Raw genomic sequence first — 20,609 nt, forward strand, 5'->3', positions numbered from 1 at the left:
ACCCAATGCGTGTTTGTTTCCGCTCCGCAGTTGAACCGCGGCACTTGCACGAGTACCGGCGCAAGCATGCGCAGGTGTGGCCGGAAATGCTGCGGGAGCTGAAAAAGGCCAGCTGGAACAACTACACGCTGCACTTGGGCGATGACGGGCTCCTCATCGGCATCGTCGAGTGCGACAGCCTGGACGCCGCCCGGGCCCGCATGGCCCTGACCGAGGTCAACGGCAGGTGGCAGGCGGAAATGGCAACACTGTTTCCGCCGTCGGACAGCAAGCCCGATGACGGATTCATGGTGATGGATGAAGTGTTCAACCTTGAAAACCAGCTGGCCGCCGCCGGCAACTACAGCGAAGGAACAAAGCAATGACGGATATGGCAGCGGCCCTTGACCGCCTCGATGAGCTGGCCCTCGAAGTCCCTTCCTGGGCCTACGGAAATTCAGGCACCCGCTTCAAGGTATTTGGCACCCCGGGCACGCCGCGGACCATCGAGGAAAAGATTGCCGATGCTGCCAAGGTCAACGAACTGACCGGCCTGGCGCCGCTGGTTGCACTTCACATCCCGTGGGACAAGGTGGATGACTATGTGGCCCTGAACGCCTACGCAAAGGATCTTGGCGTGGGCCTAGGCACCGTCAATTCCAACACCTTCCAGGACGACATCTACAAGTTCGGCTCCCTGACCCATGTTGATGCAAAAGTCCGCCGCCAGGCCATCAACCACCACCTTGAGTGCATCGACGTCATGGACGCCACAGGATCCCGCGACCTGAAGATCTGGCTGGCCGATGGCACCAACTACCCCGGACAGGGCGACATCCGCGGCCGCCAGGACCGCCTGGCTGAGTCCCTGGCGGAGATCTACGCCCGCCTGGGCGAAAACCAGCGCATGGTCCTGGAGTACAAGTTCTTCGAGCCCGCTTTTTACCACACGGACGTCCCGGACTGGGGCACCTCCTATGCCCACACCCTGGCATTGGGCGAGAAGGCCAAAGTCTGCCTGGACACGGGCCACCACGCTCCCGGCACCAACATTGAGTTCATCGTGGCCCAGCTGCTGCGCCTGGGCAAGCTGGGCTCCTTCGACTTCAACTCCCGCTTTTACGCAGACGATGACCTCATTGTGGGTGCCGCCGATCCCTTCCAGCTGTTCCGCATCATGTGCGAGGTGATCCGCGGCGGCGCCCTGGAACCGGCCAGCCAGGTGGCATTGATGCTGGACCAGTGCCACAACCTCGAGGAAAAGATTCCGGGGCAGATCCGTTCGGTGCTCAATGTGCAGGAAATGACTGCCCGCGCCCTCCTGGTGGACCGGGCCGCCCTGGCTGAAGCCCAGAACGAAGGCGACGTCCTCGGCGCCAACGCCATCCTCATGGACGCCTTCTACACCGACGTCCGCCCCGCGCTGGCCGACTGGCGCGAGTCCCGCGGGCTGACCGCGGACCCGCTGGCCGCCTACGCCGCCAGCGGCTACCAGAAAAAGATCAACGACGAGCGCGTGGGCGGCACCCAGGCAGGATGGGGCGCCTAGCCATGAAACAAGCACCAAGCACGACGCCGGCACCCGCCACCGCGCCGTCCGGCACCGACATTGTGGGCCAGCTGATTGACCGCTCCAACCGCCTGGGCGCGGACAAGCGCAACACCAACTTTGCGGGCGGCAACACCTCCGCCAAGGGCACCGCCACCGATCCCGTGACAGGGGAGGATGTGGAACTGCTGTGGGTCAAGGGCTCCGGCGGGGACCTCGGAACCTTGCAGGAATCGGGCCTGGCCGTGCTGCGGCTGGAACGCCTCCGGGCACTCGTCAATACATACCCGGGCGTGGAGCGCGAGGACGAGATGGTGGCGGCCTTCGACTACTGCCTGTTCGGGTTGGGAGGTGCCGCGCCGTCGATTGACACCGCCATGCACGGCCTGGTCGACGCCTCCCACGTGGACCACCTGCACCCGGACTCCGGCATCGCGATCGCCACGGCCGCCGACGGCGAGGCATTGACGGCGAAGATCTTCGGATCCAAGGTTGCCTGGGTGCCGTGGCGGCGCCCCGGCTTCCAGCTGGGCCTGGACATTGCTGCCATCAAGGACAACAATCCCGAGGCCGTCGGCACCATCCTGGGAGGCCACGGCATCACCGCCTGGGGCGATACGAGCGAAGAAGCCGAGGCCAACTCGCTGTGGATCATTGAAACCGCTGAAGCGTACATTCAGGCCAACGGCCGCAAGGACCCGTTCGGTGCAGGACTGCCCGGCTACGGTGCACCGCCCCAGGCCGAACGCCGCGCCAAGGCGGCAGCCCTGGCACCCGTCATCCGCGGACTCGCGTCCACGGACAAGGCCGCCGTCGGCCACTTCAGCGACGACCCCGCCGTGCTGGACTTCCTCGCCTCGGCCGAACACCCGCGCCTGGGCGCCCTGGGAACCAGCTGCCCCGACCACTTCCTGCGGACCAAGGTCAAGCCACTCATCCTGGACCTCCCCGCGGACGCCTCCGTGGAGGACTCCATCGCGCGGCTGAAGGAACTCCACACCGCATACCGCAAGGACTACGCCGCCTACTATGACCGCAACGCGGTTTCGACGAGCTCAACCAGCGAGTGGCCCGCCATGCGCGGCGCGGACCCGGCCATCGTGCTGGTGCCGGGCGTGGGCATGTTCTCCTACGGCGCCAACAAACAGACCGCACGGGTCGCCGGGGAGTTTTACCTCAACGCCATCAACGTCATGCGCGGCGCCGAGGCGCTGTCCAGCTACGCGCCCATTGATGAGGCGGAGAAGTTCAGGATTGAGTACTGGGCGCTGGAGGAGGCCAAGCTGGCCCGCCTGCCCAAGCCCAAGTCGCACGCCACCCGCATCGCCCTGGTGACCGGCGCGGCGTCGGGCATTGGAAAGGCCATTGCCACGCGACTGGCCGCGGAAGGCGCCTGCGTCGTCATCGCGGACCTGAACCTGGAAGCGGCCCAGGCCGTCGCGGACGGACTGGGCGGGCCGGACACGGCCATCGGCGTGCAGGTCGACGTCACTGATGCTGCTGCGGTTGCCGCCGCCGTAGACGCGACCGTGCTGGCCTTTGGCGGGCTGGACCTGGTGGTCAACAACGCCGGTCTGTCGATATCCAAGCCGCTGCTGGAAACGACAGAAAAGGACTGGGACCTGCAGCACGACGTCATGTCCAAGGGCTCCTTCCTGGTCTCCAAGGCAGCCGCAAAGGTGCTCATCGAACAAGACATGGGCGGGGACATCATCTACATCTCCTCCAAGAACTCCGTGTTAGCCGGGCCCAACAACATCGCGTACTCCGCCACGAAGGCGGACCAGGCCCACCAGGTGCGCCTGCTCGCCGCCGAACTGGGCGAGTACGGCGTCCGCGTCAACGGCATCAACCCCGACGGCGTGGTCCGCGGCTCCGGCATCTTCGCCGGCGGCTGGGGCGCCAAGCGTGCCGCCGTGTACGGGGTGGACGAGGAAAAGCTGGGCGAATACTACGCGCAGCGGACCCTGCTCAAGCGCGAGGTGCTGCCGGAAAACGTGGCCAACGCCGCCGCCGTGCTCACCTCCGCCGAGCTGTCCCACACCACGGGCCTGCACATCCCCGTCGACGCCGGCGTGGCAGCAGCCTTCCTGCGATGACCGGGCATCCGGTGGTCGAGCCTGTCGGGACCAAAGCGGCCCGGCTGTTTGCGGCGGTCGACATCGGGGCGTCCTCCGGCCGGGTCATTGTTGGCAGGGTATCGGACACGGTGCAGCTGGACGTGGTCCACCGCTTCCCCAACGGCGTCACGGCGCGCAACGGCAACCTGTTCTGGGACTTTGACGGACTGTTGGCCGAGGTCTTCACGGGCCTGGGCAAGGCGGCGGCCCACGCGGCTGCCCTGGGCGGACCCATTGAAAGCATTGGCATTGACACCTGGGCGGTGGACTACGGCCTGGTCGACGAAGAAGGCACCATGGCCGGCCCGCCGTACAGCTACCGGGACGGCCGGGGCGCTGTGCAGGTGGCCCGCGTCCACGGCCTGCTCGGCCCGGACCGGCTGTACGAAACCACAGGCCTGCAGCACCTGCCGTTCAACACGATCTTCCAGTTGGCCTCCGAGCCGGATCTCACCGGCCGGCAGGCCCTCCTGATCCCGGACCTGATCGCGTTCGCCCTCACCGGCGTCCGCCGCACCGAGTCCACCAACGCCTCCACCACGGGGCTGTTCGACGCCGTGGCAGGGGAGTGGGCCACGGAATTCATGCAGGCGCTTCACCTGCCCGCACGCCTGTTCCCGCCGCTGATTGAGCCCGGTGAAACCATCGGCACGCTCCTCCCGGCCGTCGCGGCCCTCACGGACCTCCCGCCCGGCACCAAAGTGGTGGCTGTCGGCTCGCACGACACCGCCTCCGCTGTGGCCGCCGTTCCCGCAACGGGCCCCAACTTTGCGTACATCTCCTCCGGCACGTGGTCGCTGGTGGGTGTTGAGCTCCGCGCGCCCGTCCTGACCGAGGCCAGCCGCCGGGCCAATTTCACCAACGAACGCGGCGTGGACGGCACCATCCGGTACCTCCGAAACGTGGGTGGTCTCTGGCTGCTCAGCGAGTGCATGCGTACGTGGGCGCAGGAAGCGCACGACGCCGGGTCCCCGGCCAGTGCGGCCGGCCTCCCTGCGCTGTCCCTGGAGGAACTGCTGGCCGCGGCCGCAGCCGAACCCGCCGGCGGGCCGCTCATTGACGTGGACGCCGAGAACTTCATCGCCCCGGGTGACATGCCCAACCGCATCCGTGCCGCCGTCAAGGCAACGGGAGGGACCCTGGAGACCCGACCCGCCGCCGTCGTGCGGTGCATTCTGGACAGCCTCGCGGCAGCCTATGCTCGCACAGTGCGGGAGGCATCGGCCTTGTCCGGGCAGTCCGTGGACGTCATCCACATTGTGGGCGGCGGCTCGCAAAACAAGCTGCTGTGCCAGCTGACGGCCAATGCCACGGGACTGCCTGTCATCGCCGGCCCGGTGGAGGCGACGGCACTGGGCAACATCCTGATCCAGGCCCGGGCCGCCGGCGCCGCGCCCGCCACGCTGACGGAGCTGCGGGCCATGGTGGCCGCCAGCCATCCGGGCGTGCAGTACTTGCCCCGCTGAGCCAAACGGCAATAGGGCGGGCGCCGGAATCCCGGCGCCCGCCCTATTTGTGGGACGGAGCCAGAACTCGAACGCTGCGCTACTTCGCCGCGGAGCTGATCAATCCCTCGGCTTCGGCCTTGAATTCCTTCGCAGCGACGGCGGGCGTCTTGCGGTTGAACAAGACGTCATCCACGTAGCGCAGCGAGACGTTTGCGAGCGTGCCCGTGCCCACCGGCGGGACGGCCGGCGTCCAGGAGACCTCCGGCTCGATCGCCTTCAGGAAGTCCCCGGCCGACTTGTCCGCCGGCTTGAGCAGCGGCGTGATGGCTTCCTGGAGCTTGGGGTTGGACGGGAAGCCGCGGTCGGTCAGCTGCACTTTGGCCGCGTCGACGTCGTTCATGAGGTAGTTGATGAACTTGGCGACCTCGCCGGCATGCTTGGTCCGGGCGGACGCGGACCAGAACATGGACGGCTTGAAGTACATGGACGCTTTCGCGGCCGAGCCGGCAACACTGGGCACGCGCAGGATCTTGATGTCGTCTCCCGTGGCCTTGGCCAGCGCACCTACCTGGTTCGTCCACCACCACGACATGGCCAGCTGGCCGGTGCCAAAAAGGGTCTGCTCGACGGCTGCGGTGGCATCCTCGGAGTTCTGCGAGGCTGAAGGCCCCGCCTTGGCATCACGCTGCTTGATGAGGCGCTCGTAATACGCCTGGAGGGTGCCCTCCGTAAAGCCGAGCTTGCCGTCCGCTGTGTAGAGGTTTTCACCATTCTGGCCAAACCACACTGTCAAGGCAGCTTCCGTGCCGCCGTAGGCCGCGCCGAAACTCTTGGGCACCTTGGCGGCAACTGCGGCGGCCGTGCTGATGTAGTCGTCCCAGGTCCAGGTCGTGTCGTCCGGAATGGCCACCCGGGCTTCCTTGAAGAGGCGGGTGTTGGCCATGATGACGTACGCGTTCTGGCCGGTGCTGATCCCGAATTGCTTGCCGCCCACCTGGCCGGACTTCAGCGCTTCCGGAGTGAGGCCGCTGGTGTCGATTGCCTTTTGTCCGGCCAAGTCCAAAAGCGCACCGCGGCCGCCATATTCGGCAATGTACTGCTGGTCCATCTGAATGATGTCCGGCATGTCGTTCCCCGCAGTCTGGGTTGCCAACTTGTCCCAGTAACTGCTCCACACCCCGGGCTCGGCACCGACCTTGATCTTGGGATTGGCCGCGGTGAAGGCAGTGATCAGCTTGTCCGTGCTGGCATTGCGCACGTCATTGCCCCACCACGTGAAACGGAGGGTGGTGGTGCCGTCTGCACTGGTGCCCGAGTTTCCCTTGCCGCAGGCACTCAGAAGGCCCAGGGCGGCAACGCCCAATGCTGCGTGCCCCAGTTGGCGGCGGCTCATGTGAATAGTCATTGACCCTGCTTCCTTGCATGTTGAACTTCCGGAGGTTGGCATCAAAACTGAGAAAACGCTTTCTCTGAAACGTTATTATTCTTCATTCCCCGGGCCGCGTCAAGGGTTCGCGTGATGCAGGCCACAGGAAGTCTCACGGCCAGTGGTGGCCGTCCAGCCAGCGGGCACACAGCTCCGGCCAGGCGCTGGCCCCGGGCTGCTCGCCCGCCAGGCCCAGGCCGTGGCGCCCCGTGGGGAAAACGTGGAGTTCGCGCGGGATCCCGGCCCGGGCCAGGGCGCGGGCGTAGGACAGGGAATTTTCCGCCGGGACAGCGCCGTCGTCGGCCGTGTGCCACAGGAACGCAGGGGGAGTGGCACCGTCCACGGCCAGGTCAGCGGACAGGGCCTCCCTGGTGGACAGCGCCGCGTCCGGCCCCAGAAGTGCCTCGACCGAGCCGGCGTGGACGCCCCGCACCATGGAGATGACAGGATAGGCCAGCACGGAAAGGTCCGGCCGGTCCATTGCCGCGCCGGGAGGGCCTTCGCTGCCAGCTCCCGTGGAAAGCATCGCAGCCAGGTGTCCGCCGGCGGAGAACCCGGCCACGCCTATCCGTGCCGGGTCAACACCCAGGCCGGACCCGCCTGAGCGCAGCCAGGCCAGCACAGCCCGGGCTTCCCGGAGCGGACGGGGGTGCAGCGGGCCGCCAGGATGGTCCGGGGCAACGCTGTAGTGAAGCACGACGGCGTTGATCGCCAGGGTGTTAAGCCACCGGGCCACCGGGGCCCCCTCGTGGTCGGCGTGGCGGAGGTATCCGCCGCCTGGAAGCACCATGAAGACGGGCCTGCCGGCCAGCACCGGCGGGCAAAAGGCCTCCAGCCGGGGCCGGCTTGGTTGGGCAGCGCCGGAAGGTCCCCGCTCACGCAATTCCACCCGGTTGTCCAGGATCGTGTAGTGCCGGTTCATGCCAATGCCCCAGCCAGGAAGGCCAAGGCTTCCCGCTGCATGCCGGCGCTGAATTCGTGTCCCGCGGGCCAAAAACTGCCTGTGTAGGCGCCGCCATGGAGGCCCGCCAGGATCCGGTCAGCCTCCCGCATGCCCGTCTCGGGGAAGAGAGGGTCGTCGATGCCGTACTGCACCAGGAACTTCTCCGCGCCGGCCAGTGCCGTGAGGGATGGCCAGTCGCCCAACAGGGACAGCCCAGGGGTCTGCAGCAGCCACGAATGGGCGTCCAGGTAGGCGGGGACGAGCGATTCGAAGGTGGTCATCATGGCGGTCACCACGTAGCTGCGGATGGCGGGGGAGAGTGCGGACAGGACAAGCGCCCGCCCTCCGCCGCCCGAGAATCCCAGGCAGCCCAGCCTTTCCGGGTCCACGCCGGGCAATGCGGACAAAACGGAGAGTGCGGCCAGGTCGTCGTGGGCCGCGGTGCCGGCCAGGCTGGTGCCAAGCAATCCCGCGGCCTTGGCCACCGTTTCCTCGTGGAAGGCTGCGGCGGCGTTGTATTCCTCGGCTGGGGAGGGCTGCCTGCCTTCTTCCCGCCACTGCGCGCGGCGGCCCTCCATGGCTGCGGCCGTCCGCCAGGGCGGATCGCCAAGGTTGAAGCGGCGGCTGCCCCACCCGAAGGTGTCATGGGCCAGCACGGCAAAGCCGTCGCGGGCCAGCTCCGTGGCGAGGGCCAGGCCGCCGTACAGATCGTGCCGGCCGGGATCAGGGGCGGACACACGCGGTTCGCATCGCCCTGGCGGGAAGTCCACCAGCCGGCTGGCGCCCGTGTACTTGTTGCCGGCATGGCAGTGCAGGGCCAGCACCCCGGGCAGCGGGCCGGTGTCGCCGGACGGTTTCACCAGCCACGCCCGTGTGGCCGGGCCGAAGCCCAACTGCCAGCCAAGCTGGGAGGTGGTGACGCCGCGGTGCGTGTCCTCCCAGTCCACCGTCACCGGCAGCTTCGGCGGGGGAGCGGGCACGCCCAGTGCGGCCGCGAGAGGGCCGGAGGCCTCGGGAACGGCTGCCGTCTGCTGGCTCCGGACATAGCCGGGCCAGTCCTCGTAACCGGGGATGGCACTGGGCCGCTGGGTTGCTTTCATGGCGTCTTTCAACGATGTAATTTTTGAGCCAAGTGACCGGGCACCCGATTTGGGTGCCCGGTCACTTGGTGCGGATGGCTACGTAGTGTACTTGCTTGCCGCGCCTACTTGTCGAGGTTGAGGTTGACTTCCCCGACGAACTTTTTTGCTGCCGCTTCCGGGGTGGCCTTTTCGAACAAGACGTCAGTCATGTTGCGGTTCAGCACCTCCATCGTGGCCGAGGAGCCAGCCGGGAACGGGGTGGGCGGGGTCAGCTTCATCTCGGCAACTCGGTCCAGGTAGGCCGCTTCCTTGGTCTGGTTTGCATTGAGGAGCGGCTTGACGGCGGCGCGGACGTCGAGGTTGGCAGGCATCCCGCGGTCGCTCTTGATCAGCTTGCCGGCGTCGGGGCTGTTGACCAGGAAGCTGAGGAACTTGGCCGTGGCCTTGGGGTATTTGGTCTTCGCGGAGATGCCGTACTCCATTGAGGAACGCAGCCAGGCCCCTCCCTTGACGGACTCGCTGGGCAGCTTGGCGATGACCAGGTCCTTGGAGGAGTAGGAATTGAGCTGGTTGCTCCAGGAGATCTTCATGGCCTGCTTGCCCTGGCCCATAAGGGTTTGTTCGGGCTGCGCGGAGACGTCCTCGACCACCTGCGAGGCGGCCGGCGAGCCGCCGGACTTTTGCAGTTCCAGGTCCATCTTCATCCAGTCGGCAACGCGTGATTCGCTGATGCCCAGCTTCTTGCCGTCCTCGGCGTAGAGCGGTTCGCCGCCCTGCCGGGCCCAGACGGCCAGGAAGGAGTCGTTCGCCATGGGGGTGGTGCCGAAGGTGCCCTTGGGGGAGCCCTTCGTGATCTTGGCCGCGATGTCCTGGTATTCGGCCCAGGTCCAGGTGTCATCGTTCGGAAGCTCCACTCCGGCCGCCTTGAAGACCGCCGGATCCAGGACCATGGACATCGAGTTGACGCCGGCTGTGATGGTGTACTGCTTGCCCTTGATCTGGCCCAGGTCCACCGTGCCCGGGGCGAACTTGGAAGTGTCAATTTCGCCCTTGACCTTTTCCAGGTCCATCAGCACGCCGCGGCTGGAGTACTCGCTCGGGTAGGAGCCGCTCATCGCCAGGATGTCCGGGGTGTCCCCGCCTGCCACCTGGGTGGCCATCTTGTCCCAGTAGGAGCTGAACTCGGTGCTTTCACCCTTGACCTTGATGCCGGGGTTGGCTGCCTCAAAGGCCTTGATGACAGCCATGGTGGTCTTGGCGCGTGCATCGTTGCCCCACCAGGCAAAGCGGATGGTGACGGGGTTGTCTGCGGTGCCTTCCTGCTCGGGGGTGTTGGCCTTGCCGCACCCTGTCAGCAGCAGCGATGCTGCCATGAGTGCCGATGTTGCCGCGATCCAGGGCTTCTTGAGTTGAAACACCATTGTTCAACCTCTCGGTAGATGTTCTTGGGGGTGCCCGGCAGCCGTGTGCGCCGAGTCACAGAAAACGCTTTCCCACAAACTAGCAAAGGAAGTGTGTCGGGTCAAGAAAACGTTTACCGACATTTTTCGAAACCCGCCGCGCCACGGTTGCACCGAGGGTTGGACGAGAAGACGGGAAAGCGTTTTCTCAATTCTGGCCGCAATGACTGTACAGATTCCGAGAAAACGTTTACTTTGGAGTAAGCACTCTGGAATTTGTGGCGTGGCTCTCCTCCCGGGCAGCCCGCGAAACAACCCGCCGCCCCAGTTTCCAGCCCCATTACTTGAGCCACCAACCAAGAATTATCCACTATTGAACAAGCGAGGAGGTTAGCATGACGGCCCATCACACAGGCGGCACATCCGCCGCCAGCCCCATGCAGGACGCCAGGACCGCAGTGAAAGGGGTGAGCCCGTGAGCGCCCTGGGTGAACTCTCCAAAATGAAGCGCCGCACCGGGCCGAAGTCAGCCGCTGAAAAACGCGACGATCGCCGGGACAACAAGGCCGCCTACATCTTCCTGCTGCCATGGCTGGTGGGGCTGCTGTTCATCACGGTGGGCCCCATGCTTGCCTCCCTGTACCTGTCCTTCACCGACTACAACCTGCTTCAGTCACCCAACTGGATCGGCCTGGACAACTTCGCCCGCATGCTCCGGGACACCCGGCTGCACAACTCCCTGGGCGTCACGTTCACCTACGTCCTAGTGGGCGTGCCCATCCAGCTGGCCATCGCCCTGCTGATTGCCATGGTCCTGGACCGGGGTATCAGGGGCCTGCCGTTCTACCGTTCCGTGTTTTACCTGCCGTCCCTGCTGGGCGGTTCTGTGGCCATCGCCATCCTGTGGAAGCAGATGTTCGGCACCACCGGACTGGTCAACCAGCTCCTCGCCATGGTCGGCATTCACGGGCCGGGGTGGATTTCCGATCCCAAGACGGCCCTGGGCTCCATCATCTTGCTGCACGTGTGGACCTTCGGTGCCCCCATGATCATCTTTCTGGCCGGCCTGCGCCAGATCCCGGTCATGTACTACGAGGCGGCCGACGTCGACGGGGCCTCACGGTGGCAGAAATTCAGGAACATCACCATTCCGCTCCTGAGTCCCATCATCTTCTTCAACCTGGTGCTGCAGATCATCGGTTCGTTCCAGTCGTTCACGCAGGCGTTCATCGTTTCCGGCGGCAGCGGGGGTCCCTCCGACTCCACCATGTTCTTCACGCTGTACCTCTACCAAAAGGGTTTCGGCCAGTTCGACATGGGCTATGCCTCGGCCATGGCGTGGGTGCTGCTCATCATCATCGGCGCGTTCACCGCCGTCAACTTCATCGCCTCAAAGTTCTGGGTGTTCTATGACGACTAACCTGCAGACGCTGCCCGGCTCCTCCGAAAACGTGGAGGCGCCCGGTACGCCCAAGAAGCACCGCACGCCGCGGGAATCGCGCGGCACGCTTTCATTTAGCCGCAGGGCCCGCACCAAGGCCCTGGGCAAACATGCGGTCCTGATCATCACGGGTGCCGTCATGATCTACCCCCTGCTGTGGATGCTGGTCTCCGCCATGAGGCCCAATGACCTGATCTTCAAGGATCCGGGACTGTGGCTGAGCCACCTGGACATGAGCAATTACAAGAACGGCTGGTCTGCGCTGACGCATCCCTTCGGCCACTACCTGCTCAACTCCGCCATCGTTGTCCTGGGCTCCATCGTGGGCAACCTGGTGTCCTGCTCCATGGCTGCCTATGCCTTCGCACGGCTGAAGTTCACGGCCAGCAAGCTGTTCTTTGGCATCATGCTGCTGACCATCATGCTTCCGTTCCACGTGGTCATTGTGCCCCAGTACGTCATGTTCTCCCAGATTGGCTGGGTCAACACCTTCTGGCCTCTGATCGTGCCCAAGCTGCTCGCCACGGACGCATTCTTTGTGTTCCTGATGGTCCAGTTCATCCGCGGCATTCCCAAGGACCTGGACGAGGCAGCCCGCATTGACGGTGCCGGCCACCCCCGCATCTTCCTGCGCGTGATCCTGCCGCTGATGGTCCCGGCACTGGCCACCACCACCATCTTCACGTTCATCTGGACCTGGAACGACTTCTTCGGCGCCCTGATCTACCTGACGGACCCGGACATGTTCACGGTCCCCGTTGCCTTGCGCGCCTTCGTGGACTCGCAGGCCGGCACCAGCTGGGGGTCCCTGTTTGCCATGTCGATCGTGTCCCTGGCACCGGTGTTCCTCGTGTTCCTGTTTGGCCAGCGCTACCTGATCAAGGGCATCGCGACCACCGGAATCAAGTAACCGCTGGGGTGCCTGGCGCACCCCTCCCAAGATTCAGTGGCGAAGCGCGGCAGGACCGCGCTTCGCCACTGATTTTAAAGGCACGGCCCTGCCAGGCCCGCCTTGACACCCACCATTGAAAACCCTGAACGAGGAGCAATAGTGAGACTTAGAACAATAGCGGGTTTTTCCGCCGCCGTGGCGGTGCTTGCTGCCACCCTGGCCACCCCGCCGGCCCTGGCCGCATCGCACAACGAAGCCCCCACGGTTATGCACGGCAGCGTTGCCGCGCGGCCCGCGGCACCGGAATCATTGAGGATTCCGGCACTGGCCTTCGACGAATCCACCGTTTCCCTGGTCTGGAACAAGCCGGAGGCATACCAGGACATCGTTGACTACCACGTGTACCAGGACGGCCGCCTGATCGGATCGGCCAGCAAGACCACGGGTTCGGCGTCGCTGCCGTACATCGACGCGTTTTATGCCGACCGCTCAAACGCGGCCCAAGTGAAGGTGGTCATGAACAACTTCACCGTCACGGGCCTCTCACCGGACACCAAGTACCGCTTCACCGTGCGCGCAGTGGACTCACGCGGCGTGGAATCTGTGGACAGCAAGGCCGCAGCCCAACTAACGGCAAAGCTGCCGGTGGTCTTCAACGTCAGCGACTACGGCGCCGTCGGCGACGGGAAGACCCTCAACACCGAGGCCATCCAGCGCACCATCGACGCTGCCACACCCGGCGCCACGGTGCTCATCCCCGAAGGGACGTTCAAGTCCGGCGCCCTGTGGCTCAAGAGCAACATGACGTTCAAGGTCGCAGCCAACGGCACCCTGCTGGGCTCCGAAAACGCCGCCGATTATCCCTGGAACTACCGCCTCTACGACTACTCCACCGATGAGCGGTTCTATTCGCTCATCAACGCCCAGACCTTTGACGGCACGGCCCTGGAGAACATTCGAATCGTGGGCCCGGGCACCATCGACGGCAACGGCTGGAAGCAGGCGGGCCTCGATGCCGAAGGCTTCCCCGTCTCAACCAAGAGCAGCTCCACCACGGTGAACGAAAACGGCATCCTGGCAGCGGCACAGGTGAAGCTGGCGGCGGAACTCGGCAGCCCCGCCCCGTACCCCACGCGCTCCAACCTGATCACGCTGCGCGGGGTGACCAACGCCTACTACGGCGGCTTCACGGCACTGAACCCCTCCAACCACACCCTGGTCAACCTGGACAGCAACAATGTCACGGTCAACGACGTAAAGCTGCTGACCTTTGACGACAACAACGCCGACGGGATCGAATTCGCCCATGGCGACGGCCTCACCGTCTACAACACGCTCTTTGACACGGGGGACGACTGCATGAACTTTGCGGCCGGCCTGGGCCAGCAGAGCGTCAACGAAAAGTCCACGAAGAACGCCTGGATATTCAACAACTACTTCCGCGAGGGCCACGGGGCAGTGGTGGCGGGCAGCCACACCGGCGCCGTCATTGAAAATGTCACGGCGGAGGACAACGTGCTGAACAAGACGGAGGTGGGCCTGCGCATGAAGACGAACCCCACCAACGGCGGCGGCGCGCAGAATTTCCTGTTCCGCGACAACGCCATGAAAAACATCGCCAAGGAAGCGTTCATCTTCACCTCCGAATACTCCGACGCCAACGCAGCCATTTCGGTGGAACCGGCCACCCAGATGGCATACTTCCGCAACATCCGGGTGGAAAACGTCACGGTGGACGGGGTCAAGAAGGAGTCCATCAAGGTGGTGGGAACCGCCGCGCAGTCCCACCAGGGCATCCACTTCAGCAACGTCCGTTTCATCAAGGGCACCAAGACCAACATTTCCTTCCTTGAGGACAGCAGCTTCACCAACGTGGTCTTCGACAATGTGGCCGAGCCCTGGGTGGTCACAAGCTCCAAGGGCCTGTCCTTCCCCGGCGCCACCACCGCCACGGCGGTATCGGACGACGCCGGCCAGGCACCGACATGGCCGGCCCACGCCGGGCTGCAGGCAGTTCCGGGCCAGTCCGGCGTCGAGCTTGCCTGGGAGGCCGCCACGGACAACCGCGCCGTGAGCGCCTACCGTGTGTTCGCCAATGGGCGGCTGGCCCTGACGGTCCCGGCAACGGCCACTTCGGCGGCGCTCACCGGATTGGCGCCCAAGCTCGGCTACGACCTTGAAGTGAGGGCCTACGACGCCACCGGCAACGCCAGCACCCCGCTCACGGCCAAGGTCAAGACCACCGGCGCCAAGGACAAGGACGCGCCTGTGGTCCCCGCCGGTGCGGACGCCATCACCGTCCGCAATGTCAGCGGTGCCACGGGCAGCACGTGGGCAGCCGTCCAGTGGCAGCCGGCCACGGACAACTACGGGGTGGACAGCTACCTCATCACCGTCAATGGCAAGAAGGCCCTGACCGTCCCCGCGGACCAGACCTCCGCCACCATTGGCGGGCTGGCCCCGGATGCGGTGTCCGTCATCGGCATCACCGCCATCGACGCCACCGGGAACTCCACCAACTACCCGGGCACGCTTACCGTGGCCACGCCGGCCAATCCGCAGCACCCCACGGACCCGCGGCTGAAGTAGCACGGTTCGCCGTGGCGGTGCCTGCGTCCGCAATGTGACGCAGGCGCCGCCACGGCGATTTGTCGCCGGGGCTGGGGGCGGTTTACAGTATTGCCATGACAAAGCGTTGGTATGCGTATTTTTCGTTGGCTCTGGAGGGGCCCGCGTCTAACTGACACGCATCCAACTTTCCTTCAGAGCCAACAGGACAGAGAAATTTTTCTCTGTCCTTCGCCATTTCCAGGCGGGTTTCTGAAAAGGGGCCCGCTGCCGCCAGCACAAAGGACCCGCCCCGTGAGCATCACAGCAACAGCAGCCAAATCCACCACCGCAAACCTGCGCGTCAGCCACTTCACCGCGCTCCCGTCACCCGCCGAACTGGAAGCGGCGCTGCCGCTGGACGCAGTGGCCGGGACCGCCGTCGAACGCGGCCGCGACCAGGTCAGGGCCGTCATGGACGGTGTCGATGACAGGCTCCTGGTGATCGTGGGCCCCTGCTCCATCCACGACCCCGCGGCCGGGCTGGACTACGCCCGCCGCCTGGCCGCGACCGCGAAGGAGCACGAAGAGGACCTGCTGATTGTTATGCGGGCCTACTTCGAAAAGCCGCGGACCACCGTTGGCTGGAAGGGCCTGATCAACGATCCGCTGCTGGACGGCAGCCACGACGTGGCAACCGGGCTGGGCCTGGCGCGCAAGTTCCTGCTCGACGTTGCCGCCCTGGGGCTGCCCACCGGCACTGAATTCCTCGAGCCCATCAGCCCCCAGTACACGGCGGACCTGATCTCCTGGGGCGCCATCGGTGCCCGCACCACCGAGAGCCAGATCCACCGCCAGCTCACGTCTGGGCTGTCCATGCCCGTCGGCTTCAAGAACGGGACCGACGGCGGCCTCCAGGTGGCGCTCGACGCGTGCCAGGCGGCCAGCGCACCGCAGTCGTTCCTCGGCATTGACGGCGGCGGCCGGGCGTCACTGGTCAGCACGGCCGGCAACCAGGACACCCACATCATCCTCCGCGGCGGGCGGAAGGGCCCCAACTACTCCGCCGTCGACGTCGAAACCGCCTCCAGCGCTGCCGCGGACGCAGGAATCAACCCGCGCCTGATTGTCGATGCCAGCCACGCCAACTCCGGCAAGAGCCACCACCGCCAGGCCGAGGTGGCGCTGGCCATCGGCGCCCAGCTGGAGGCCGGCGGCGCCTCCTCCAACGCCATCGCCGGCATCATGCTGGAGAGCTTCCTGGTGGGCGGGGCGCAAAATCTGGACGTGGACCAGGTGGCGGCCGGCACCGCCTCCCTGACGTACGGGCAGAGCGTGACGGACGCTTGCATGGAGTGGGATGTCACGGCCGATGTCCTGGCAAACTTGGCCCGCAGCTCCCGTGCCCGCCGCCTCCGCGGCACGCAGGACGCGGCCTGAGCCGGCCGGGGAAAATATCCCAACCACAACTACCACTTTGGCCCCATCTGCCCTTAGAGTTAGCGCATGGGGTGGCGGGTGCCGCCGGCGGCACCGGACAGTGAAATGGAAACCAAGAGGCTATGGCGCAGGGGCAAAATTTCTCCAACGTGAACTTCCTGACGGTTCAGGAAGTGGCGGAGCTGATGCGTGTCTCCAAGATGACCGTCTACCGCATGGTCCATGCCGGTGAACTTCCCGCCGTCCGCTTTGGCAGGAGCTACCGCGTGCCGCAGAATGCCGTGGAGGCAATCCTGAAGTCGACCGTGGCGGACAGGGCGGAGTCCGAGGGGAACCCCGGTTCGGCGCATACCGGCTAGAGGCGGTACCCTAGGAAAGATCCATTTTCGGCTTTGACCGATTCCTGCGATCGGTCAACCTAATCGTTTCTGGCCCCAATCGGGGCCAACTATGTAGTTTGTGAGGACTTCCATGGGTTCAGTTATTAAGAAGCGCCGCAAGCGGATGGCGAAGAAGAAGCACCGCAAGCTGCTTCGCAAGACTCGTCACCAGCGCCGCAACAAGAAGTAAATCTTCTTTGCAGCAAGCGCCCGTTCACCCAAGGTGGACGGGCGTTTTTGTTGGTGCTACTTGCGCCGCATGGACGCAATGCCCTTCCACAGGCCATACACAATGCCGGCGCCCGTGGCGGCCTGCAGCCCCATGGTGGCCGCGCGGCGCCCGGAGCGGTAGTCGTAAATGGGCCAGTTGTGGTCACGCGCATGACGGCGGAGCCGGGCGTCGGGGTTGATCGCCACCGGGTTCCCCACGGCCGTCAGCAACGGGATGTCGTTGTAGGAATCGCTGTACGCCCAGCAGCGCGAAAGGTCCAGGCCCTGCGCCAGCGCCAAATCCCGCACGGCGCGGCCCTTGGCGGCCCCGTGCAGGATCTCCCCCACCAGCCTGCCGGTGTACACGCCGTCCTGGATTTCAGCCACAGTGCCGAGCGCCCCGGTCAGCTTGAGCCGTGCGGCAATGACGCCGGCCACCTCCACGGGCGTTGCCGTCACCAGCCAGACCTGCCGGCCCTTTTTGAGGTGCTCCTGGGCCAGCGCCTTGGTGCCCGGCCAGATCTTCGAGACGATCATCTCGTCATAGACTTCCTCGCCCAGCTGCTGGACAAACTCGGCGCTGATGCCGGCTGCCAGCTTTTGGGCCGAGTCCTGCACGGAGTGGACGTCGTTCATGTTTTCGCCGCGCAGGATGAACTTGGCCTGCTTCCACGCGAAGCCCGCGGCGTCCCGGAGCGTGAATGCCTTTTTCTGGTACATCTTCCGGGCCACATGGAACAGGCTGGCGCCCTTCATCATGGTGTTGTCCACGTCGAAGAATGCGGCCTCGCCCTGGCGTTGCACAGTTGTCGAGGCGGCCTCGGCACTGTCGGTAGTCACGTCGGGCATGGAACGAGTCTAGTCAATCCTGCCAGCACCTGCCCGCCCCGCCGCACGGCCCGCGGTTAACAGTGGGGGAATTCTCGTTCCGGACTCCGCAAGTGGAGCCCCGCCGCCACCCTGCGTACGGTTGGACTATGAATCCCGTACCCGAAGGCGCACCGGCCCCGGCACCCCGGCTTGAACTGCTGACCCGCGAAGGTTGCCACCTGTGCACCGCGGCCCGGGAGGTGGTCGCCGCCGTGGCGGACGACGTCGGCCTCCCGTGGCAGGAAACCACCATCGACGGCGACCCCGCCCTCACCGCCCGCTACGGGGAGGAAGTGCCGGTGGTGCTGGTCGACGGCGTGCCGCGGGACTTTTGGCAGATCGACCCAGTGCGCCTGCGCTCTGTCCTGGGCCGGGCCATGGGCGGCGCCGGGGCATAGCACCTGCCGGGGCGTAGCACCTGGCCCCGGGGATGGGCGGCTTTGGCGAAGCACCGGCCACGTCATACAGTGGATGGAGGCTGTTCCGTGGATCAAGGCGACACGAGTCCTCCCGTCCAGGGGCGGCCATTGCAACAGAACTTGGAGCATGACCGTGACACCAGTGCAGATTCCGGACCAGCCGGCGGCCGAACCGGCCCGCCAGCTGCCGCCCGCCACGGTGTCACGGCTGACGCTGTACCTGCGCACCCTCAACGGCCTGCTTGCCGAAGGCGTGGACCAGGTCTCCTCCGAATCCCTGGCCGAGTCCGCCGGCGTCGGCTCCGCCAATGTCCGCAAGGACCTCTCCTACCTGGGCTCCTACGGCACCCGCGGCGTGGGGTACGAGGTGGCCAACCTCAGCCGGAAGATCGCCCAGGCCCTCGGCCTGACGCATGAATGGCGTGTGGCCATCGTCGGCGCCGGAAACCTGGGCCGGGCACTGGCCCGGTACGCGGGCTTTGAAACGCGCGGTTTTGACGTGGTGGCACTGTTGGATGCCGACCAAATGGTGATTGGCAATGAGATCGGCTGGCTGCGCGTCAGTGACGTCGCGGAGCTGGAGCCGGTGCTGGAAAAAACCCGCGCCAACATGGTGGTGCTGGCGCTGCCGGCCGGCGTGGCGCAGTCAGTGTGCGACCGCGTGGTGACAGCAGGCGTCCACAGCATACTCAGCTTTGCCCCCGTGGCGCTGTCCGTGCCTGATTTTGTCAACCTGCGCAAGGTGGATATGGCCACCGAACTGCAGATCCTGGCCTACCACGCCCAGCGCCTGCAGGTGCCCGGGCTGGAAGAGGACCGGCCCAGCGCCTGAGGCCCTTTCGCCTGGACCGGCCGGCTCAGGCCCCGCTGCCGCGCTGGGGCCCCTTGGCAAAATAGTCCCTGGCCGGCGGGCGCAACAAAATGACGACGGCGACTATCCCCAGCAGGATGCGCGCGATGGAATAGTACGAATACGCCACACCCTCGGGCACCATCACGATGGAGACCACGGCCAGGACCAGGGACAGGGTGCGTGCCCAACGCCTGCCCTTGCGAACGGCCCAGGCCATCCAAAAGTAGAACCCCACCGCAACGGCCTGGAACACGGCCAGCATGGCGGCAACGACATTGATCAGGGTTTGTGCGGGGATGCCGGCGGCGGCCTGCGGGTTGCTGGCCAGCGACTGCTCCACCACGCTGCGGATCATGTCCTGTCCCGACGGCATGCCCATGGCCACCAACCACAACACAAGGGCCAGCGCCTGGAGTGCACCGGCAGCCATGATCAGCCGGCTGGCCAGGACCACGCGGCGGGGCGGTGCATAGTGGGATCCCGTGGGCAGGGGGCCGGAGCCGCGGTGCGTGAAATTGGTGTTCTGGTAGCCGGGGCCCTGCGGGGAACCCTGGTAGCCGGGGTACGCGGAGGCGGGCGGCAGCGCGGAGGCGGTGCCGGCGTCGTGCGGGGGAGTGGCCGGATCTGTAGGCTGCGGCGGCTGCCACCCGGCGGGGGCGTACTGGCCGTACCGGGGGACGCCCGGGGCAATCTCGCCGTAGTGGCCGGGACCGGGGGTGGGCCGCTCTTGAGGCTGTTCGTCAGGAGTGGTCATGGGAGGGGTCCTTTTCAGTGGCTGCCGGCGGCAGGCGAAGAGGCCGCGCCGGGTATGTTTTAACCCTACGCGACCTCTTGCTTGGGAACTACCTCCAAGGCAATTCAGGCGATGCCGCGCGCCCTGGCGTTGAGCCACGCGGAGGATTCCGGCAGCCACATCAACACCGTGGCGACGATGCCGAGCAGGCCGGATCCGCCGCCCAGGAATGCCAGGACGATGCTCAGCACGGCAATCACGGACAGGGCCATGCGGGCCCACTGCATTCCTTCCTTGAGCTTCATGATGCAGACCAGCACCGCGGCGATGAGGACCAGCGCAATGATGGAGACGATGATTCCCTTGACCCCGCCGGCGCGCATGGCCGCCCCGGAGCCGGGAATCGTGATGCCAAAGAGGCTGTTGTCCTGTGCGCCGAGGGCAATGAGGGAGAAAATGAGCCCGAGGACAGTGAACAGCAGCCAGATCCCGGCCGTGACCAGCCAGATGATGTACGAGACCTTCAGCAACTGAGGCAGCTGCCCGGTGCTGAACAGTCCGGCGAAGCCATTGGCCGGCATGACACCCTTCATGTCCTTGGGCCAGTCGGCGGGCATTTGGAAGGACGTGTCGCCAGCCGGCTTTTGCGGCTGCTGCTGGTACGGCGCCTGCTGTTGGTAGGGCTGCTGCTGGTAACCGGGCGGAGGGGCCTGGTAACCCGGCTGCTGGTAGCCGGGAGGCGGCGCCTGGTAGCCGGGATTGGGGTTTTGTGGAGCATTTTCAGGCTGTGAACCGGAACCGCCAACGGGCGGTTGCGAGCCGGATTGCTCGGGACCTGGATACTCATTAGGGGTGCTCATAGCAGACACACTAGCCC

Annotated in this window: 19 protein-coding genes; 12 read left to right on the forward strand and 7 right to left on the reverse strand. The window is 65.7% G+C overall.

Annotated elements, in window-relative coordinates:
• The first annotated feature begins 5 nt into the window (after positions 1–5).
• From G6N77_RS16600 to G6N77_RS16615, 4 genes are read left to right on the forward strand one after another with little or no spacing between them, the layout of a single operon-like run.
• Positions 6–365: an L-rhamnose mutarotase gene (locus tag G6N77_RS16600; RefSeq protein WP_165183279.1), complete on the forward strand. Its 360-nt coding sequence runs from the start codon at positions 6–8 to the stop codon at positions 363–365.
• Positions 362–1,528, forward strand: coding sequence for an L-rhamnose isomerase (rhaI, locus tag G6N77_RS16605; RefSeq protein WP_165183280.1), 1,167 nt, complete (start codon positions 362–364; stop codon positions 1,526–1,528). The genes G6N77_RS16600 and rhaI overlap by 4 nt, the downstream gene beginning before the upstream one ends.
• A 2-nt stretch (positions 1,529–1,530) precedes the next feature.
• The gene (locus G6N77_RS16610; protein ID WP_165183281.1) at positions 1,531–3,627 is read left to right on the forward strand and encodes a bifunctional aldolase/short-chain dehydrogenase; all 2,097 of its coding nucleotides are present in this window, start codon (positions 1,531–1,533) and stop codon (positions 3,625–3,627) included.
• Complete coding sequence (locus G6N77_RS16615; RefSeq protein WP_165183282.1) at positions 3,624–5,114, forward strand: rhamnulokinase; 1,491 nt, start codon at positions 3,624–3,626, stop codon at positions 5,112–5,114. Before G6N77_RS16610 ends, G6N77_RS16615 begins: the two co-directional genes overlap by 4 nt.
• Positions 5,115–5,193: 79 nt before the next feature.
• Here G6N77_RS16615 and G6N77_RS16620 read toward each other — a convergent pair whose 3' ends face one another.
• The 4 genes from G6N77_RS16620 to G6N77_RS16635 form a co-directional block, all read right to left on the reverse strand.
• On the reverse strand, positions 5,194–6,501 hold the full coding sequence (locus tag G6N77_RS16620) for an ABC transporter substrate-binding protein (protein ID WP_165183283.1): 1,308 nt from the start codon (positions 6,499–6,501) through the stop codon (positions 5,194–5,196).
• Positions 6,502–6,634: 133 nt separating this feature from the next.
• A complete protein-coding gene (locus tag G6N77_RS16625; RefSeq protein ID WP_165183284.1) occupies positions 6,635–7,444 on the reverse strand; it encodes an alpha/beta hydrolase in 810 nt (269 codons plus the stop codon).
• Entirely contained in the window at positions 7,441–8,565 is a 1,125-nt protein-coding gene (locus G6N77_RS16630) for an acetylxylan esterase (RefSeq protein WP_165183285.1), read from the reverse strand. Before G6N77_RS16630 ends, G6N77_RS16625 begins: the two co-directional genes overlap by 4 nt.
• Before the next feature lie 104 nt (positions 8,566–8,669).
• On the reverse strand, positions 8,670–9,968 hold the full coding sequence (locus G6N77_RS16635) for an ABC transporter substrate-binding protein (protein ID WP_165183286.1): 1,299 nt from the start codon (positions 9,966–9,968) through the stop codon (positions 8,670–8,672).
• Between the two features lie 454 nt (positions 9,969–10,422).
• Here G6N77_RS16635 and G6N77_RS16640 point away from each other — a divergent pair, with 454 nt between their 5' ends.
• The 6 genes from G6N77_RS16640 (at position 10,423) to G6N77_RS16665 (ending at position 16,837) form a co-directional block, all read left to right on the forward strand.
• Positions 10,423–11,367 carry a carbohydrate ABC transporter permease gene (locus G6N77_RS16640; RefSeq protein ID WP_165183287.1) on the forward strand — a complete coding sequence of 315 codons (945 nt, stop codon included), beginning with the start codon at positions 10,423–10,425 and terminating at the stop codon, positions 11,365–11,367.
• The gene (locus G6N77_RS16645; RefSeq protein WP_165183288.1) at positions 11,357–12,298 is read left to right on the forward strand and encodes a carbohydrate ABC transporter permease; all 942 of its coding nucleotides are present in this window, start codon (positions 11,357–11,359) and stop codon (positions 12,296–12,298) included. The genes G6N77_RS16640 and G6N77_RS16645 overlap by 11 nt, the downstream gene beginning before the upstream one ends.
• 141 nt (positions 12,299–12,439) lie before the next feature.
• Positions 12,440–14,869 (forward strand): glycosyl hydrolase family 28 protein, encoded by a 2,430-nt coding sequence (locus tag G6N77_RS16650; RefSeq protein WP_165183289.1) that lies wholly within the window; start codon positions 12,440–12,442, stop codon positions 14,867–14,869.
• 273 nt (positions 14,870–15,142) lie between these two features.
• On the forward strand, positions 15,143–16,267 hold the full coding sequence (locus tag G6N77_RS16655) for a 3-deoxy-7-phosphoheptulonate synthase (protein WP_306987193.1): 1,125 nt from the start codon (positions 15,143–15,145) through the stop codon (positions 16,265–16,267).
• A gap of 122 nt (positions 16,268–16,389) precedes the next feature.
• Positions 16,390–16,626, forward strand: coding sequence for a helix-turn-helix domain-containing protein (locus G6N77_RS16660; protein ID WP_165183291.1), 237 nt, complete (start codon positions 16,390–16,392; stop codon positions 16,624–16,626).
• Positions 16,627–16,738: 112 nt separating this feature from the next.
• Entirely contained in the window at positions 16,739–16,837 is a 99-nt protein-coding gene (locus G6N77_RS16665; RefSeq protein WP_003792170.1) for a 30S ribosomal protein bS22, read from the forward strand.
• Between the two features lie 56 nt (positions 16,838–16,893).
• Here the strand turns inward: G6N77_RS16665 and G6N77_RS16670 are convergent, their stop codons facing one another.
• A complete protein-coding gene (locus G6N77_RS16670; protein ID WP_165183292.1) occupies positions 16,894–17,706 on the reverse strand; it encodes an HAD family hydrolase in 813 nt (270 codons plus the stop codon).
• A 128-nt stretch (positions 17,707–17,834) separates the two neighbouring features.
• Between G6N77_RS16670 and G6N77_RS16675 the strand changes: the two genes are divergently transcribed.
• Positions 17,835–18,125: a glutaredoxin family protein gene (locus G6N77_RS16675; RefSeq protein WP_165183293.1), complete on the forward strand. Its 291-nt coding sequence runs from the start codon at positions 17,835–17,837 to the stop codon at positions 18,123–18,125.
• Positions 18,126–18,273: 148 nt separating this feature from the next.
• Positions 18,274–18,978, forward strand: a complete 705-nt coding sequence (locus G6N77_RS16680) for a redox-sensing transcriptional repressor Rex (protein ID WP_165183294.1) — start codon at positions 18,274–18,276, stop codon at positions 18,976–18,978.
• Positions 18,979–19,003: 25 nt separating this feature from the next.
• On the opposite strand, the gene G6N77_RS16685 is transcribed toward G6N77_RS16680, so the two are convergent.
• Complete coding sequence (locus G6N77_RS16685; protein WP_165183295.1) at positions 19,004–19,753, reverse strand: hypothetical protein; 750 nt, start codon at positions 19,751–19,753, stop codon at positions 19,004–19,006.
• Between the two features lie 104 nt (positions 19,754–19,857).
• Complete coding sequence (locus G6N77_RS16690; RefSeq protein WP_165183296.1) at positions 19,858–20,592, reverse strand: DUF3824 domain-containing protein; 735 nt, start codon at positions 20,590–20,592, stop codon at positions 19,858–19,860.
• Positions 20,593–20,609 lie beyond the last annotated feature (17 nt).

Origin of the sequence: Arthrobacter silviterrae, from assembly GCF_011045165.1 — a bacterium.
Lineage (GTDB): Bacteria > Actinomycetota > Actinomycetes > Actinomycetales > Micrococcaceae > Specibacter > Specibacter silviterrae.

Excerpts from the sequence above, each read along its gene's own strand:
- G6N77_RS16630 (WP_165183285.1), bottom strand. The coding sequence starts at position 8,565 with ATGAAAGCAACCCAGCGGCCCAGTGCCATCCCCGGTTACGAGGACTGG.
- G6N77_RS16635 (WP_165183286.1), bottom strand. The coding sequence starts at position 9,968 with ATGGTGTTTCAACTCAAGAAGCCCTGGATCGCGGCAACATCGGCACTC.
- G6N77_RS16645 (WP_165183288.1), top strand. The coding sequence starts at position 11,357 with ATGACGACTAACCTGCAGACGCTGCCCGGCTCCTCCGAAAACGTGGAG.
- G6N77_RS16620 (WP_165183283.1), bottom strand. The coding sequence starts at position 6,501 with ATGACTATTCACATGAGCCGCCGCCAACTGGGGCACGCAGCATTGGGC.
- G6N77_RS16625 (WP_165183284.1), bottom strand. The coding sequence starts at position 7,444 with ATGAACCGGCACTACACGATCCTGGACAACCGGGTGGAATTGCGTGAG.
- G6N77_RS16690 (WP_165183296.1), bottom strand. The coding sequence starts at position 20,592 with ATGAGCACCCCTAATGAGTATCCAGGTCCCGAGCAATCCGGCTCGCAA.
- G6N77_RS16685 (WP_165183295.1), bottom strand. The coding sequence starts at position 19,753 with ATGACCACTCCTGACGAACAGCCTCAAGAGCGGCCCACCCCCGGTCCC.
- G6N77_RS16670 (WP_165183292.1), bottom strand. The coding sequence starts at position 17,706 with ATGCCCGACGTGACTACCGACAGTGCCGAGGCCGCCTCGACAACTGTG.
- G6N77_RS16680 (WP_165183294.1), top strand. The coding sequence starts at position 18,274 with ATGACCGTGACACCAGTGCAGATTCCGGACCAGCCGGCGGCCGAACCG.
- G6N77_RS16660 (WP_165183291.1), top strand. The coding sequence starts at position 16,390 with ATGGCGCAGGGGCAAAATTTCTCCAACGTGAACTTCCTGACGGTTCAG.
- G6N77_RS16600 (WP_165183279.1), top strand. The coding sequence starts at position 6 with ATGCGTGTTTGTTTCCGCTCCGCAGTTGAACCGCGGCACTTGCACGAG.
- rhaI (WP_165183280.1), top strand. The coding sequence starts at position 362 with ATGACGGATATGGCAGCGGCCCTTGACCGCCTCGATGAGCTGGCCCTC.
- G6N77_RS16610 (WP_165183281.1), top strand. The coding sequence starts at position 1,531 with ATGAAACAAGCACCAAGCACGACGCCGGCACCCGCCACCGCGCCGTCC.
- G6N77_RS16665 (WP_003792170.1), top strand. The coding sequence starts at position 16,739 with ATGGGTTCAGTTATTAAGAAGCGCCGCAAGCGGATGGCGAAGAAGAAG.
- G6N77_RS16675 (WP_165183293.1), top strand. The coding sequence starts at position 17,835 with ATGAATCCCGTACCCGAAGGCGCACCGGCCCCGGCACCCCGGCTTGAA.
- G6N77_RS16615 (WP_165183282.1), top strand. The coding sequence starts at position 3,624 with ATGACCGGGCATCCGGTGGTCGAGCCTGTCGGGACCAAAGCGGCCCGG.